Source organism: Pontibacter korlensis (assembly GCF_000973725.1).
Classification (GTDB): domain Bacteria; phylum Bacteroidota; class Bacteroidia; order Cytophagales; family Hymenobacteraceae; genus Pontibacter; species Pontibacter korlensis.
In genome coordinates this window covers 3,752,976-3,770,169 of the sequence record NZ_CP009621.1, presented here as the reverse complement: position 1 = coordinate 3,770,169, position 17,194 = coordinate 3,752,976, and the positions used below count along the sequence as shown (strand labels likewise).

General features: G+C 54.8%; 9 protein-coding genes. 3 read left to right on the top strand and 6 right to left on the bottom strand.

The features are described 5' to 3' along the window. Positions 1 to 507 precede the first annotated feature (507 nt). The 6 genes from PKOR_RS16195 to PKOR_RS16170 form a co-directional block, all read right to left on the bottom strand. Positions 508 to 3,384: a T9SS type A sorting domain-containing protein gene (locus tag PKOR_RS16195; protein WP_046312111.1), complete on the bottom strand. Its 2,877-nt coding sequence runs from the start codon at positions 3,382 to 3,384 to the stop codon at positions 508 to 510. Positions 3,385 to 3,417: 33 nt separating this feature from the next. Further along, positions 3,418 to 4,752 carry a DNA/RNA non-specific endonuclease gene (locus PKOR_RS16190; RefSeq protein ID WP_046312110.1) on the bottom strand — a complete coding sequence of 445 codons (1,335 nt, stop codon included), beginning with the start codon at positions 4,750 to 4,752 and terminating at the stop codon, positions 3,418 to 3,420. 163 nt (positions 4,753 to 4,915) lie between these two features. Continuing rightward, a complete protein-coding gene (locus tag PKOR_RS16185) occupies positions 4,916 to 5,314 on the bottom strand; it encodes a nuclease A inhibitor family protein (protein ID WP_046312108.1) in 399 nt (132 codons plus the stop codon). Positions 5,315 to 5,920: 606 nt separating this feature from the next. Beyond that, complete coding sequence (locus tag PKOR_RS16180; protein ID WP_148561721.1) at positions 5,921 to 7,270, bottom strand: DUF3472 domain-containing protein; 1,350 nt, start codon at positions 7,268 to 7,270, stop codon at positions 5,921 to 5,923. A gap of 100 nt (positions 7,271 to 7,370) precedes the next feature. After that, the gene (locus PKOR_RS16175; protein ID WP_052738910.1) at positions 7,371 to 8,864 is read right to left on the bottom strand and encodes a RagB/SusD family nutrient uptake outer membrane protein; all 1,494 of its coding nucleotides are present in this window, start codon (positions 8,862 to 8,864) and stop codon (positions 7,371 to 7,373) included. 17 nt (positions 8,865 to 8,881) lie between these two features. Continuing rightward, entirely contained in the window at positions 8,882 to 12,007 is a 3,126-nt protein-coding gene (locus PKOR_RS16170; protein ID WP_052738909.1) for a SusC/RagA family TonB-linked outer membrane protein, read from the bottom strand. Positions 12,008 to 12,900: 893 nt separating this feature from the next. Here PKOR_RS16170 and PKOR_RS16165 point away from each other — a divergent pair. The 3 genes from PKOR_RS16165 to PKOR_RS16155 all read left to right on the top strand — a co-directional run bounded on the left by PKOR_RS16165 (position 12,901) and on the right by PKOR_RS16155 (position 17,175). Beyond that, positions 12,901 to 13,920 carry a LacI family DNA-binding transcriptional regulator gene (locus tag PKOR_RS16165; RefSeq protein WP_046312105.1) on the top strand — a complete coding sequence of 340 codons (1,020 nt, stop codon included), beginning with the start codon at positions 12,901 to 12,903 and terminating at the stop codon, positions 13,918 to 13,920. 493 nt (positions 13,921 to 14,413) lie between these two features. After that, the gene (locus PKOR_RS25325) at positions 14,414 to 16,498 is read left to right on the top strand and encodes a phosphotransferase (RefSeq protein WP_262501788.1); all 2,085 of its coding nucleotides are present in this window, start codon (positions 14,414 to 14,416) and stop codon (positions 16,496 to 16,498) included. Further along, positions 16,495 to 17,175: a carbohydrate-binding family 9-like protein gene (locus PKOR_RS16155; protein ID WP_052738908.1), complete on the top strand. Its 681-nt coding sequence runs from the start codon at positions 16,495 to 16,497 to the stop codon at positions 17,173 to 17,175. Before PKOR_RS25325 ends, PKOR_RS16155 begins: the two co-directional genes overlap by 4 nt. Positions 17,176 to 17,194: the final 19 nt, after the last annotated feature.

Genomic DNA, 17,194 nt, shown 5'->3' with positions numbered 1-17,194 from the left:
GGGTATCCACCGAGGGCGGACCCTCCGCATTTTCTCCGCCTCCACCTTGCCCTTCCTCCGGCGCCGAAGGCGGCGGGGGCACCATGATCAATTCCGCACACTCAAAAAAAAGATGATTATGGAAAAGACACTGAAATCCGCCTTCCACAGAGTGGCCAAAGTCAAGCTCTCCTACCGCAACCGCATCAAGCTCAGCGAAAGGCCGCAGAAAACTGTTTGCCTTATCTGTTTCAATTCTTCCCGTCTGCCATGATGCGGAAAAGCACTTACAACGAGCAAAAGCCCACTACTAGCACAGGTTGAAAGAACGCCCAACAAGCTATGCCCACCCCACATCAAAACTTGGGTACAGGTACACACGTTGCCTTCCTATTGCGGCAGTACCCCCTGCTCCCGGGATCATGGCGTGTCGATAATGCTTCTACATACTCGCTACCTAAACAAGCAGGGCGGAGCTGCCTCACGCAACCCCGCCCTGTTCCTCACTTGCTTATTGCAGCAGCACTTTTACTGCAGCATCACTTTCCGGGTGATGAAGCCTTGCGGTGTCTCCACCACCAGCACATAGGTGCCGCGGCGCAGACTCCTTACCTCCAGCACGATATCCAGCTCACCGCTGGTGCGTGCCTGGCGGGTAAGTACTTGGCGGCCCAGCAGGTCGTACAGCCTGATGGTGGCTGTGCCCTGGCCTGTCTCGCCTGCCTGGATGCGTAGCCTGTCCGTGGCCGGAACCGGGTAGACCGCCACGCCTTTCTTGAGCAGCTTGTCCTGAATACCCGTCACCGTGACCTCCTGCGCGGCAGAGGCCTCAGAGCTGCACTCGCCGGCCAGGGCAATCACTGAGTAGCTGCCAGCCTCGGTGGCCGTGTAGCTTATGCCCGTGGCGCCTTCGATGGCCGTGCCGTTCAGGTACCACTGGTAAGATACAGTGCCCTCTGCCGGGTTGGTCACCGTCAGCTCCATGCCCTGTGCAGCAACAGTCGGCGTCGCCGGCGCCTGGCATGCCTCCACGCCCAGCAACAGGCTGTAGTCTGTGGCCACGCGGATGCCGTCAATCGTCAGCACCGGTGAGCCGGAGCCCTGGCGCAGGGCGATCGTGCCGATGTCGGACGGTGATTTGTCGGCTCCCTCTGCCAGCTCAGCCTGGCCTGCTGCCGGCTCCGTGCCAGCCGGATTCACGTAGAGGGTGGCTGTGGTACCCGTCTCGTCAAATACGTACTTGGTCACGAGCAGGTAAGTAGTATTCACATTGTACTCGGTGGTGGTGTAGGCCTGCTCAGAGCCGCTGCCGCTGATGCCAAACTGCACCTTGCCTTCTGAGCTGGCGCGCACGTACACGCGGTTGCGGAAGGTGGTGCCCAGGCTGGACGGGCCCAGGTGCAGGAAGTAGTCCCCTCCCGAGCTGGCTGTGGCCACGTTCACCAGGAAGGAAGCATAGACAGGCGTGCCCGGGCCAATCGCCTCAAACGAGCGGTTCACGTCCTGTCCGCTGGCTGTAAAAGAGGCGCTGTTGCCAATGCCGCTGGAAGGATAACCCTCGTAAGAAAGGCCCTCAGAGGCCACCGCTATGGCGTTGGTGGAGCCGCCGCTGTGGGCCGCCCAGCCGTTGTCTGTCAGCAGCTCCCCTGCCGCATAGTTGAAGTTCTCCTCAAAGGCCACGAAGCCTGCCGCCTCCGGTGTGGTGGCGCTGGCCCTGCCCACAGCGGTGGTCAGGTAGTTCTGGGCAAATTCAGTGTCATTGTCGTTATAGGCAAACACGGCAAAGTGGTACTCGCTGGCCCCTCTCAGGCCTGTCACCTCCACCTCGGTGCCAGTACCGTTGTAGACCACAAAGTTGCCGGTGCCAACTTCCTGGCCCTGGCGGAAGGTAGCGTTTGCGGCATAGGCCGTGCCATCCGCTGGGCTGGCGTCCACCGCCGCGCCCTGGCGCGCCAGCACAAGGCGCTTGGCGCCGTCACCGCCGGAAAGGGTCAGCAGCAAAGAAGCACCTGTCACCTCGCTGATGGCGATCTCCGGTGCCGTGGTAGGCTCTGCGGCAAGTTGTACGGCGGCCGTGGTAAAGGTGCGCTCCTGCCCATAAACAGTGCCCACGGCGTTAGTCGCGTAGGCGCGCACATAATACACTGTGCTGTGCATCAGGCCGGAGATTGTGCTGGTGAAAGCGCCTGAGCCGGTACCGTCGGCTGTCTTGGAATCGGCTGTGGTCGGGTTCACCTCCGTGGACCACACCACGCCACGGGCAGTAACTTCACTACCGCCATCTGAGGCGATCGTGCCGCCTGCCACGGCTGAGCTGGTCGTGATCTCGGTGACAGTCGCGCTGGTCAGCGTGGCCGGGTACAGGGCCGCTATGCCGGTGCCTGTTACGGCTACTGCCTGTGCCTCATCCCCACCGCCGGACACCTCGATGCTGCCCGTGAAGGCTTCGGCTGCACCCGGCGCAAAGCGTACCTCCACGGTGGTGCTGGCAAGGCTTCCCTCTTCAGGGCCGAGCGTGATGGCGCAGCAGGCGAAGGCGTTGTCTCCCACGCGGATCTCAAAGCCTGCGGCAGGCGTGATGGTGATGTCCCCACTCAGGTTCTCCCCGCTCACCGTGAAGCTTTGCCCGGCGGAGACAGCGCCCACCTCCACCTGGCCAAAGTCCGGCAGGGAGGTCTTAGAGAGCGCTACGGCCGGAGCTGTGGTACCCGGATCTGTCGTGCCCGGCTCCCCTTCGGTGGGCGTGGAAGTGATCACCAGGTTGTCCAGGCTCATCTTCGGACGGCTGCCTGTCGTACCCCCGGAGGAGGTGATCAAAAAGAAGCGTAGCCTGGCGTCTGCCTTGCCATCAAAGGCGCTCGGCAGCGCGATGCTGGTCAGGGCGCCGTTCGTGGGGTCATTGTTGGTGATCTCCACCGTGGTGCCGGCAAGCTCCTCAAAGGTGCCGTCCGCACCCGTGTTGGCCTGGATGCTGAAGGTAGCCTTACGGTTGCCCGTGGAGTTGCTCACCGAGGCCCAGTCCAGGCTCAGGATGCCTGCTCTGGTGCCGGAGAAGTCGAGCAGCAGGTCGAAGGCTGCCGCGTTCTGCCCGTCTGTGGAGCCGGTGGCCAGCAGCACAATGCTCTCCGAGCCCTTCTGCACCCCACTACCTGTGCCGGAGGAGAACACCTTATTTTGCGAGGGCAGCACCGGGCTCGGTGTGGCGGCCTGGTAAGGCGCAGCCCCCTGGCCGGAGGCGAAGTCGGCCGCCCATGCTGCTATGGCGTCATAGCGCTCGGTGTAGTTGCCGCCGCTCAGGCGGTAAGGCTCCTTTGTCTGGGCCACGGCCAGAAGCGGCAGCAGCAGGGCCAGTGCCAGGGCAAGCAGGCCATGGCGGTAAGCATGTGATCTATAGAAATGTCTCATCTGATGTCTGGTTTATATTCCCTGGATGTTAGGTTAGTTCGTCGGACCGTTGTCCACCTTGGCCTCCACAACAGCCTGCACGCTCTCGGGCAGGTTAGACAAGAGGTCCAGGCCTGTCGCCTCCTCGATCTCATCGACAGAGACGCGGTAGGCGCCCCAGCCTGAGTTGATGCTGTTCGAGTTCGGGGTATCGATGGCGATGATGCGCGTCTCGGCTGAAATGCGGGAAACGTCGTTGTCCCCAACCGGCAGGATCACAGCCACTTTCCACACGCGGTTCGGCACCGTCACGCGGCCCTGGTCAATGGTAGAGGTGGTGCCGCCGTTCGAGCCGGTGCCGCCCACGCCGTAGTTGCCCATGATCAGGTACACCTCATAGCCCGAGTTAATGAACGAGCGGGTGTACTGCTCAAAGTTGTTCCAGGTCTGCTGGTTGTTCTGCGGGGCCTGCGGGATCATGTTGGTCATCAGGAAGGTGGCCGAGTTGTCAGCCACGGTGGCGGTCCTGTCAGCAGAAGGCGTGTTGTGGCCACGGTCAAAGCCGCTGCCACGGTAGCTGTTCTCGTTCACGCGGTACCAGCCAGCCGGAAGCGTCGGGTCCTCGCGGAAGTCGTCCTGGCGTGAAGCGCTGCCACGGTCACCGGCGTCCAGGTGCCAGCTCACCCAGTTCGGGGTGGCACGCTCACGGCTGTAGGAGAGCGCGTACTGCGGCTTGCGCATCAGGTAGTTATTGGGAGAGTTGACGTCAGTAACGGCGTTGCTCGGATTGCCCAGGGCCAGGTGGTCGTTGTCCGGGTGCTGTGGCACGGTCGGGTCGTAGCCGCTCACGGCAAAGTCGTCGATGTTGATGCGGGCTGTGCCGCCCGACACCTTGCGCAGCTCAAAGCGCACTGGCGCCGTGGTGTTCACCGTGAAGGTAGCGGTCTCCAGGGTAGAGGAAGAGGAGATGACGGTAGCGCCTACCTTAGTCCACTTCTCGCAGCCGCAGGCACTATTGTTGGCCATGGCCCAGAGCTCCCAGCCGCTACCCGCGTCGTTGCCGTAGATGGCGTGGCGGACAGTCACCGTGCCGGCGCCCCCTTCCAGGAAGGTGTTCATGGTAAGCTTGCCGGTGTTGCGGATGCGCGCGGACTTCTCGCCCTCCTTCTTGTCTGAGTCGGTGCTACCGATCAGTGCATCGTCCAGTGTCCAGGTGCCGCTTCCCAGCTCCACTGAGCCGGTGGCGTAGCCTCCCTTGGAGCCGGACTCAAAGGTCTCGGGAAAGGTCTGGGCGGCGGCGGCGCCTGCTAGCAGGGTAGCCGACGCACTCCAAATCAAAAACAGCAGCAGCGCAAATGCCCGTCTGCCGCGCATGTAGAGTTGTAACATGTAACAGATTGTAAGGGTGATAAATTTGGATTGATTGAGCGACGAAGTTAGGAATAAATTTCCTAGCCGCGGCCCGATCTGCCAAGTTAATCGCCCCTGTTTCCCTTATGTTACCTTCCTGTTACCCTACGGTTATGTCTATTGAATTGCACCACATAAAGGCTCAGGTCTCGATCAGGTGGGTCTTCAGGCCCACCAGGCGCCCTTTCTCCGTGCTGCCCAGGATAAAGGCCTCCACCTTTACGCTCCCCAGCCGGATGACCTTCACGTGCCGGAGCTTTGCGGTCAGCAGCTGTTCCAATGCCTGGAAGCGTTCGGCCTCCTGCCGCATAGCCTCGCTGTGCTCGGGGCGCACCCGCGTCATGTTGCGCAAAAAGTAAGGCAGGTCCACTACCTCGGACGCCGTGTCCTGGGGCCTGTCGAGCATGGTGAGCAGCTGCCCGGGCGTCGGGTCCAGGTGCTCGGCCCGTCCCATGTCCACGATCTCGAAAGGGTAGTCGGATTCGCTCCGGAAAAACAGGCCTTCTGTCGCCTGCTGCAGTTCGTTGAGGATAGGATCCATATCAGTGCTTTTGTCTTTGCATGCTCATGCCAAGTACCATATAGATGGCCTGTCATGTGCCAGGGCTATAAACGAGAAGAACGCCGGCAAGTGCCGACGTTCTTCTCATCAAATCCAAATCAACTTTCATTGATTATAGGAGCAAATGTAATTACTACAAACTGCTTATCATACACATTTCTTTCGCAAGACCTCATGCTGCCTGAGGGGTAGGCTGAAAGTATATACCAGCCGATTGAATCAACTGCCGCAAAGGCGGTACCGCGCCAACTCCAGGGCTTCAGATGCAGGAGATGATTCCCCGGTTACTTCCTGCGCTCTGTTTGTAAGGACCTGCAACGATCCAGTCGCATCTAATGCTGCTAGTGGGGTTATCTTTGGCTAAACAAATCCTCTTGCTCCCCTACCGGCTGAAGCACCTCGAGCATGTCATGGGCCAGGGAGCTCACAATATATAGCTATTAACTACTCTTATTGCAATCGAACTCTAAAGATTAGATTTATGCAGTCGTTGGGCGACAGGGCACTCCTCACCATTTTTGCAGCTAAGCTCTGTCCCAGTGCACCCGGCATGCCATGTCCTAAGCGCAAATAAGGCTCGTCAGGCTACTTAGCCATATAGACTAAACTCTCTAAGCTGATCTGTGGCACGCTGCCTGTCGCAGGTCTTTCGTACCAGCTTCCTATAGGTGTATAGTCGCTGAAGAAACCGCAGTTTCGGAGGTAATAATCAGCACCTGCCCGGCCTCCGGCATAGTCCATTCTATAGCCGACGCTGGCGGTGTTATCTGCTGTGAATTGGGACTTTGTCAGCTCAACCCAGTTGCCGTTCACGTCGCGGGCCCACTGGTTTGAAAACAGTACTTTTCGCTCCGCATCACCATACTCGGGCATAAAGTTCTCTAGAAACGAGTGGATGCGTTTCAGGTAGGTGTTTGTTTGCGGCCGCCTAAAGCTGGCAATCAGCATCCATTGGTCACGCTCCGGGGCGTAAAAATAGGCTGTAAAAGAAGTATAACCAACGCCATCAGGCTTCCCCTGTAGCAGGAACCTATACGTCGTACCGGCCTTCCAGTTATACTTCAGGTAACTTTGCCCGCCCGAGCCCTCATTGCCGAACTCGCCGGTGAAGACCCCATCGCCTTTCTTCAGGAGCTGAATCTTCTGGTCATCGGGTATGCTCTCAGGATCATCGGTGTTGAAAGGGCTCCAAACCGAGAACAGCACACGCCGCTCTGTTTCCGAGTTCACCTGAATACCGAAATACCCTTCTGCAAAGCCATTTGCCATAAAGTAGGAGCCGATCATATCGCTACCCTCCGGCACGGTTACCTCATTGTAAAACCACTCTATGTCTGTTTCATCCGGCAAGGGGTAGTTCAGGTGCACCGAAGGCCCTCGACGGCCCCAATAATAGAAGTTACCTTCATTGTTCTTCACGTACTTTGTTTGCGCATCAACCGCCTCTCCTTCCAGCTTTATAGCTGCCACGTCGGCAAAGATGCTTCCTTTCCTGTCAATGCCTCTTATGGTGAACGCCACATAACCAGTGTCGACTACCTGCCACTCCCCCACATAATGATCCTGCAAGGCAGTGCCCTGCACTGTTACCGTTTCGGCCTTTTCCAACGCCTCCAGCTGGAGCCTGGTTTTGCCCTGCGGTACCCGCAGGTTTAGCCACACCTTCACTGGCCCTTGTTTGGCTACCCTGACGTAAGTGGTAAAGTACACTTGTTCATTGGACCAGTTGGTAATACCCTGCACGTCTACCCTTCCACCCGCTGCCTGTCTATTGGACTTCCAGGTGTTACCCCCGATGGGCACAAAGGCTGCTTGGGGTGTCGTGGCTGCCGCTGACAGCTCACTCCTACTAACTGGAGCTTCATTAGCCTTGCAGCCTATCAGCATCCACATGGCACATGCCAAGCTGATAATAACGGTGGTCTTGCTATGCATTATGCTGTATGCTTAAGAGCAGGATCATTACAAAGCAGGTGGACAAGTACCCCCACTTGGGGGATCCTGTCCACCTGCTTCCTCTTTATTCTTCAGGAAATTAAGGATTCTGCTCTAGTTTTGGGTTTAGCACAATTTCCTGCTCCGGAATGAAGTACACCACACGCGGATGCGTGTAAGGGATTTCCTGTGTATTCGAGCCAGAAGGGAGATGCGTACCTGGATAATTACGCTCCATGGTGCGTTTGTTTCGGAACACATCATATTTGCGCTGCGCCTCCCAAGCCAGCTCCAGGCGGCGCTCGTCCAGCACCACATTTAGCACATCTGTATAGCCCATCATGTTAGAGGCCGAGAATAGCGCATCACCCGACAAGCCCGCTCTTCTGCGGATCAGGTTTACATCCTCCAGCGCGTCCTCGTCGTTGCCCAGTTTGGCCTTGGCTTCAGCACGGTTCAGGTACATTTCTGCCAGGCGAAGGTACACCGGAGAACTCAGCGTAACAATACCCTCCTGGTAAGAATACTTGGTGATGTAGTACTTCGGATACCCGTTTCTGGTCGACAATACCGGCTTACCGTCTGCGCCCGTTTTAATGGAGCCGTCGGCATTGCGCTCATAAACCGGCACAATAAACTCCCGGCGCCTGTCCTCCTCAAACTTGCCGATCAGGTTACGGTAGCTCTCAGAGGCATACATCTCCCCATAGCCCATCCCGTCGTTCAGGTACATGGAACCCAGCGAACCCCACGTCTGATCATCCTGCAGCGTGTGTTTGATGGCAAAAATAGTTTCTTTGTTATTCTCATTGGCGTAGGTGAAGTAATTGGGCAGGTCAGCGGTGGGCAGCAAGGTATAGCGGCCGGAGTTAATCACCAGATCGGCATACTCAATGGCCTTTTCGTTTTGCTCCATATACAGGTGCACCCTGGAGAGAAGTGCGAGCGCCACCTCCTTGGAGGCAAAGCTGCTGCTCTTGGTACTACCCATCAGACCGGCGGCCTTCTCCAGGTCCCTGACGATGAACTCATATACCTCTTTCACAGTGCTGCGCGGCGGCAGGTCGGTGATATCCGTGTTGTTGCGGATCATCACCCCCAGCGAAGCCCCGCCATCCTGCGCGTAAGGCCGGCCAAAGATGTTGACCAAGTCAAAGTGCACCATGGCCCGCAAAAAATAGTTCTCCCCCAGCACCTGGTCCAACTCCGCTGACTGCCCCTCCTGCAGCTTCTCGATCACCACGTTGGTGCCGTAGATCGCCTGGTAGGCCTTCCGGAAGAAGTTATCCGTAATCCCCATGGAGGTAAGGTGCTGATAATTGTAGGCGTAGAACAACGGGTCGGTGGTGGTGCCGCTCAGCGCCACGTTATCGCTGGGATACTCCACCAGCATGTGGAAGTTACGGGTGTAGTAGGGGTCTTTAAGGTAGTTGTAATTACCAATGGTGGCGGCCTTCAGCCCCTCCGGCGTACTGGTCGTCTGGTCTATGGTAAGGCCATCGTACGGCTTTATGTCCAGGTCATCGGAACAACCCGTAAGCAATGCAGCACTAAGAATGGCCGGGTATAGATAGTTTCTGAATTCAAAATTCATGGCTCTGTGGTTTTGGGTTAAAAGTCGATGTTAACGCCGAACATAAGTTTCTTGCTGCCCGGGTAGCGGGTTGTAGAGTAACCTGAGGTCAGGTCCACCTCAGGGTCCATACCGGAGAAGTCTGTCAGGGTCCACAGGTTGTCGCCGCTTACAAACAGGCGAAGGCCCTCTGCCCCTAGACGACTGGTAACGGACTCAGGCATGCCGTAGGACAAGGTGATGTTGCGCAGGCGCAGGTAACTGCCATCTTCCAGATAGCGTGATGAGACTTTGTTAGAAGCTCTGTTGCCGTTCAACACAGGCCTGGGGTGTGTGGCGATATCGCCTTCTTTCTCCCAGCGGCTCCAGCCATCCTGCAGCACCATGCTGTTGTAGGTAGGGTAGGCACCATCGGCATCGAAAAGCTCCCGGTTATAATTATACACTTTGTTGCCATACACAAAGTTCATGAAGGCCGACAGCGTAAAGCTTTTGTAGGCAAAGGTGTTGCGTATACCACCTGCGAACTTAGGCGTGGTGGTGCCGGTATAAACCCTGGTGGCACTATTATAGGAGTTGGTTACCGTGTCTCCCACAAAGTTGCCACTGGCATCATACTTTTTAAGCAACCAGAGCGGATCTCCCGTGGCCGGGTCCACTCCCTTCCAATCTCTCATAAACCAGGAGCCAATCGGTCTCCCCTCCTCAATACGCTGGCTGCCCTGATCAATCGGCTGCCCATCATACAGCTCGAGTACCTCGTTGCGGTTAAAGGAGATATTAAAGTCTGTTTCCCAGGCCAGCGCACCCTGCAGGTTCTTCGTGCTCACCTCTATGTCAAGCCCACGGTTTCTAACAGAGCCGATGTTCTGCGTCTGCCAGTAAAAGCCCGTGGCCGAGGAAAGCGGCACCTGCTGCAGTATTCCTTTGTTTGTTCTGTTGTAGAAATCAAGCGCAAGGTCAATCCTGTTGAACAAACCAACTTCCACCCCAAAATCCAAGGTATGGGCTTTCTCCCAGGTCAGGTCCGGATTTACGAGTCGACGCGGGAAACCACCTGGAAGGTCAGCATACTGCACGTTAAACTGATAAAGATCCAACGCCTCAAAATCACCAATGTTGGCGTTACCGGTGGTACCATAGCTGCTTCTGAGCTTGAGCAGGTTAACCGTAGAGGCAAGTCCCTGGAAGAAGTCTTCACCGGAGATAGCCCAGGCAGCCCCCACGGAGTAGAAGTCCCCGAACCGCTTGTCGCGCCCAAAGCGGGAGGAGCCGTCGCGTCTGTAGGAAACAGTGGCAAAGTAGCGGCTGTCAAAATCATAATCCATGTTCAGGAAGCCCGACATAAACTTGCTCTCCGTTTTGTACCCGCCAATGTTCACGGGCGTAGCCACCGCATCAAGCACCTCTAGGCCCGGAAAGATTCCTTGCCCCGAGGCGTTCATACCATCGGTGAAGTTCTTCTGGTACTCAGCACCTAAAATACCCCGCAGGTTATGGGAGCCAAAGTGCCTATTAGCTGTTAACAGGTTTGATGTCAGAAAGCTGTTGCTATAGCCGTAAGAATTGCTCAGGGAGCCGTTCGACGCCTTTCCGCCGGGTGTACGCGAGTCGCTGTTTGACTCGGAGCGGGAGTTGCTCGTGCTGTAGCGGTTGGTGGTGGAGAAGGCAAGCCAATCGGTCATTCTGTATTCTAGCTTCAGGTCGCCATCTAGCATCTGCCCCCTGCTGCGGTTGTAATTATACTGGCTGGTATACAGGAAATTGCTCTTGTCCCGGCCAAACCATCCTGCCGTGTTGGCATCCACATACCTTACTGTTCCATCCTCATCGTAGGGTTTGTCCCAGGGCATGTTGATGAAAGACTGGTAAATGGCACCCGAAGGGTCGTTATCACGGTTGTTAAACTGTGCGTTCACACGGGTTGCAATTGTGAGCTTGTCATGGATGTCGTGGTCGATGTTGGCCCTGAAGTTGGTCTGCTCATAGCTGGTGTTTACGACCGTACCTTCCTCCTGAAAGTAGTTTCCGCTGATGTAGAACCTTGTTTTCTCAGAACCGCCGGATACAGAAAGCTGGTGGTTGTTGGTGATGCCGGTGCGGAAGGCTTCATCCAGCCAGTTCGTGTTACCTGGTTCACCTGGCAGCACACCATTAACATAGGCTCCATAGGTCAGCGGGAAGTTCTTCGACGCCAGGTATGCGTTGATCTCGGCTTCAGACGGATTAGGGTTTGTCTGGTATAAGGCTGCAATATGGCTATTGCGTTTGCCGGCGTAATCGTTCTGGTACAGGTTGTTGGCGTAGTCGAAGAGCTGCTGCCCGTTCATTACCTCAAAGTTTCCGGTGGTGCGTCGGCTCACCCCTGTCGTGCCGTTATAGGACACGCGGGTTTTTCCGGCCTTGCCGCGTTTGGTAGTAATCACGATCACACCGTTGGCTGCCCTGGAGCCGTACAAGCCTGTTGCAGCGGCATCTTTCAGTACTGTTATACTTTCAATGTCAGTTGGGTTAGCAGTCCCCCCAATCACACCATCCACTACATATAAAGGGTCAGCGGCGGCTGAGATTGAACCTGTACCCCGGATGCGCACCTTAGGCGCTTCCCCGGGCTGGCCGCTGGTACTCGACACGGTGACACCAGAGGCCTTCCCTTGAAGCATAGTAGCTGTGTTGTTAGTGGTCACGTCGCGCAGCTCGTTGCCGCTCACGACTGAAACAGAACTCACCAGCTCCGACTGAGATTTGCTGGAGTACCCCACCACGACCACCTCTTCCAGGCTCTTGGCGTCTGCCTTCAGGGTTATGTTGATAGTAGACTGACTTCCCACTGCTACTTCCTGTGTCTGATAGCCGATGTAGGAAAACAACAACACCTCTGTAGGTGCCGCGGCAATACTAAAACTGCCATCCATGCTCGTGGCGGTTCCGATGGTACTGTTCTTTACAACCACTGTAACCCCCACCAGGGGTTGGTTCTGCTCATCTACGACCTTACCCTTTACTTCTTGCCGCCCCTGGGCATGGCCGACACTAACATTAAAGAGCAGGAGAAAAAATCCTACCCATAAAGGTAAGGTTCTGGCGAGTAGCGGGGAGCAGTGCTCAAACAGATGGGACACCCTGTTCCGAATGACTCCATCTTTTCTGTAATGCTGTTTCATGCTTCTTGGGGATTGGTTACATTAGATTAATTTAGGTATAGGTTTAGGTGTAGGTTAAAGCCTGTGCTCGTTAACGCACATTTTAAGTTACATATATTAGCCGCTAAAGCAAGCTGCAAAGCCAGGAAAAGAAAACACAAACGTTTGCTTAGCATGTTAGGAAAGGGCATGACTACAACGTTGTTTGAACACAGTAGGCCAGCTCAACAGATTTGCCTGTGAACTAGAGCCCGAAGCGGTGCGATCTCCCACAACAAGGGCGATCGAGAGGCAGTCCAGCAGAAGTGCGCCAACACGGTTGTACACTATAAATATCTGTTATACAGCAATTTAAACCCGCTGCCTTTTTTAGCAACGCAGAAATCACTCTTCAGGCAGCTAGCTCAACAACCATGTGTAGCAACCGGGTGAAGGTGTGTGTACGCGCATGGAAAATTCTCCGCAAACGTTTGCGAAGAGCTTGGAGCCATAGCCTGTACTAGCTTTAAAGCCCCCCTGCCACCACTGGACAACACGCCTGCATGCAGCAGCAGCTTTACGGTATCTGATCGCGCAGCCGGTTTGCTACCTCAAGAACGGCGATGCAGTTACGGCAGCATACAGGGCCTTATTCACGAAGGCAGGCTACTGTCTTACAGGCACTTGGGTTAGTAAGTACCTGTAAGACATAAAAAAGAATGCCCCTGCGGTCGCAGGGGCATTCTTGCACCTTAATCACCAACCTATTGAGAAATAAAATATAATGAGGTTCAACAAATATAAAACTTGTGCGCGAACACACAATAAAAAAGTTATATTCCTTGTAATCATCTCCTATTCCGGTTCTCGACAAGAATTCGCTTTCTATTAAGCTATTAAAATTTTATATTTAGAAACCACTAGACGTTTGCAAGATGCCAGGTAAACCCGTCACTATCAAAGAAATCGCTAAAATCTTGAGTGTGTCCACATCAACTGTTTCCAGGGCGCTGCATGACCATCCGAGCATAGGCATGGAAACAAGCCAGCGGGTGAAGCAATTAGCCAGGGAGCTTAACTATGAGCGCAACCATGCGGCTGTGCATTTCCAAAAGGGCAAAACCTACACCATTGGCGTTATCTTACCGGAACTCTCAGAAGCTTTTTTCTCCTCGGCCATCACCGCCATAGAAGACACTGCCTACAAGAGAAACTACACGGTATTGCTGGCACAGTCCCACGATGATACACAAAAGGAGAAACAACTGGTGGAGAAGATGAAAAGTCACCGGGTGGATGGCTTACTGGTTTCTGTGGCAAAAACAACCTCTTCCTTCGAACACTTCAGCCGCCTCAGCCAGTGTAACATTCCTGTCGTGTTTTTTGACCGCATTCCACCCGTTCAGGACGTACACTCGGTTAGCTGCAATCTGGTTACGGGCACAGCGGAGGCTGTAACCTATCTCTTAAAAAAGGGGCACCGTGCCATTGGCTTGATCAACGGCCCCCACACCCTTTTTGCTAGCACAGAAAGACGAGAAGGGTATGTCAAAGCCATGCTCAACAACAGGCTAAAGTATGACCCATCGCTTATTGTTGAGTGCGATTTGACAGAAACCGGAACCAAGGCGGCTTTTGATAGCCTGATGGCCAGTAAGCGGAAGGTGAGCGCCATCGTTACCTTCAATGATTATGTGTGGCTTCATGCCTGCAAGCACGCCAAGGAATTAGGCATTCAGCTACATCTGGAGTTCGTCAGCTATGCAAACCTTCCTATGATTGCCTACATGGATCACGCTCCGCTCGCGTCGGTGGAGCAGTATCCTTACAAACAGGGTCTAAAGGCCACTGAGATCCTACTCGACCTCCTGTGTACCAAGGCAGAACAGCCGCGGCAGGCTTACTATAAAGTCACCGTGGAGTCGCAACTCGTGGAGACCCAGAAACATACATAGGTAAGACAGGTCCTAAACTACCCTTCACGCCATACCGCTTGTACCCATCGGGCCTTGCCCGGCGCGGCAAAGGAGGTGCGGCATGAGCTTCTGTGAACAAAATAAGCATCGCCTGCTGCCCTACCCTTTCCATGCCTCCGCCTTTTGCAAGTGCCCTGACCGGTAATGCCTATGTTTTTTGGGCCCACAACCAAGCTAATATTGGATTTATCGCTTGCGTGTTCGTAAACATAATATAGTTTTTTCTTGTTTTGTAGAATCCGGCTGTTTACTTTTAAAACAGGGTTCCAAACGGCAAGCAGTCAGGGACGTTCTGGTACCGCAGTATTTCCCTGCAACGGTGCCTGGCCCTATGAACGCCCAGGCACCGTTGCAGTTCCCATACAGATCAGGGGTGCTATGGCCATGAAGCGTGTCAGCTCTTGGGGATTTCCTTGCTTGCAGAATACCTATAGATGGGGAAATCCATCGTTCCTATATAACTTTTTATCACATGCATACAGGCCCTACTTTACTTATATTGGCAGCAGGCATGGCAACGCGATACGGCAGCCTTAAGCAGCTCGATGCCTTTGGCCCCCATGGCGAAACCATTATAGAGTACTCCATACATGACGCCCTGAAGGCAGGATTCGGCAATGTCGTGTTCGTTATCAGGGAATCAATTGAGCAGGAGTTCAAGGAAGTGATGCAGCAGAGACTGCCGGCACACATTCCGGTAGCTTACGTCGCCCAGGAACTTGACATGCTGCCAGCGGGATACCATGTGCCTGAGGGGCGCGTTAAACCCTGGGGAACAGCGCATGCCGTCTGGGTAGCCTCTGCCAAGATACAGGGCCCTTTCGCCGTCATAAACGCAGATGACTTTTACGGCTATGAATCATTTAAGCTAGCATCCGATTTTTTACAGGAGAGCACGGACCTGAAGGAATATGGCCTGATTGGCTATAGACTACGCAATACGCTCTCCGAGCATGGCAGTGTGTCGCGCGGCATCTGCTCTCTCGGCCCTGACCATACCTTGGCCTCCCTGACAGAGCTTACACAGATCACCCGCTCCACTGACGGGAGTATCACAGTGCAGGACGAGCACGCACAGCACTGGGAGTTGGATGGGGAAGAGCTGGTATCCATGAACCTGATGGCCTTTAAGCCATCTGTGCTTCCATACTTTGAGCAGTACCTGCAGGAGTTCCTGGATGAAAAGGGACAGGAACTGAAGGCTGAGTTTTACCTGCCGTCGGTGGTAAACCAGGTGCTGTCAGCCGGCCTTGCACGCGTCCAGGTAATACCTACCCCTGAAAAATGGTTTGGCGTAACTTATCCTCAGGACAAGGCCCACACGACCGAGCAAATAAGGTTACTCACGGAGGCAAATGTGTACCCCCGTCCTCTGTGGGACGATTTTACCCTACATCCCGGTAAAGCAATCGCCCTACAGGCGGAGGCAAAGCTTCGGGACGTTCTGGCTCACTTTCAGCTAGAGGGAAGTGTAGCTAGCATAATCCCCTATGGGTCAGGCCATATCCATGACACTTATGCTGTAGCGAATGATCAGCCAACGTGCCCTAACTACCTGCTGCAACGCATCAATCACCACGTTTTCAGAAACGTGCCTCTGCTGATGGAGAACATCGGGCTAGTGACCCTACACCTTCGTCAAAAGCTACAGCATATACCCGGTGCTCGCCCAGACGAGGAGGTGCTGACTTTGGTGCCAACGCAGGACAATTTAGGCTACTATCGGGATCCGGATGGTAACTTCTGGCGCGTTTACCTGCTGCTGGAAGGCACCCGCAGTTATGATATTGTTGAAACACCGCAACAGGCTTACGAAGGAGGTAAGGCTTTCGGTAAGTTCCTGGCACTTTTAGCAGACCTGGATGCCAGCCAGCTGCACGAGTCCATTCCAGACTTCCACAACATCGAGAACCGCCTGCGCCTGCTAACACAAGCCACCAGGCTGAATGCTGCAGGAAGGGTAGCACAGGTAGACAAGGAGCTGCGCTTTGTATGGCAGCGTGGTGAGGAGATGAGCTCCATCTGCAGGCTTGGGCGTGCGGGGAAACTGCCGCTCCGCACCACGCACAACGATACCAAGTTCAATAATGTGCTGCTCGACAGGCATGACAAAGCGCTCTGTGTTATTGACCTGGATACCGTCATGCCTGGTTTCCTGGCTTATGACTATGGCGACGCTATCCGAACCACAGTCAACAAAGCTGCCGAAGACGAAGAGGACTTGAGCAAAATCAAAGTGGACTACGAGTTGTTTAGAGCCTTCACGGAAGGTTTTTTACAGGAAACCAGTGCCTTTCTTACCGAGGAGGAAGTAAACTCCCTGGAGCCTGGGGTAAGGCTCTTGCCTTACATCATGGGAGTTCGTTTCCTAACAGATTACATTGAGGGGGACCATTACTACAAAATTCATTTTCCGGAACACAACCTGCAGCGGGCCCGGGCGCAGTTCAGGCTGGTAGAGGTACTTGAAGAGAACAGCGAACTCCTGCTACATACGATACAACAAACAGCGCATGCTTTTAAAACAGCCGCCGCTGCGCAGCAACAAGAAAGATGAAGCACCTGACAGTTCCGTTCATACCTGACCTGCCGCATGAAAGCCCGCTTGCTCTCGTGTCCGACAGGCTCGACCAGCTCCCGGCACAGTACCTGGAAGTGGCGCTGTGGACAAATGGAGAGCCACTGCCTAAGGTGGCTTTTGTTATGGCCCATGGGCAAGATTGCCTCTACCTTAAGTATAAGGTAGAGGAAGAAACTGTGCTGGCCAGGTACAGAAGCATAAATGAACCGGTATACAAAGACAGTTGCGTAGAGTTCTTTCTCTCGTTTGGCGACGATGGCACCTACTACAACTTAGAGGTAAACTGTTTGGGTACATGCTTACTAGCTTATGGCCGGGGCAGAGACAACCGAAAGCTCCTGCCCGCCAGTATCGTTTCAGCAATTGAGCACCTGGCACACCTGAAAGTATGCAACCATGGCTGCACCGGTAAAGCCTGGGAACTGACCTTGCGGATACCGGCATGGGTATTTTCCGAGCACCAGCTGGAGCGTTTTTCCGGCTTGCAGGCACGGGGCAATTTTTACAAGTGCGGAGAAGACCTGCCCGCACCCCATTACCTGGCCTGGCAACCGATCGAAGCGCCTGAGCCAGATTTTCATAGGCCAGAGCAGTTTGGCCGCATCTCATTCGCTTCAGCATCCTTTGACTCAATCAATAAGCATATCAGCTAAACATCTAACCTTTATCACC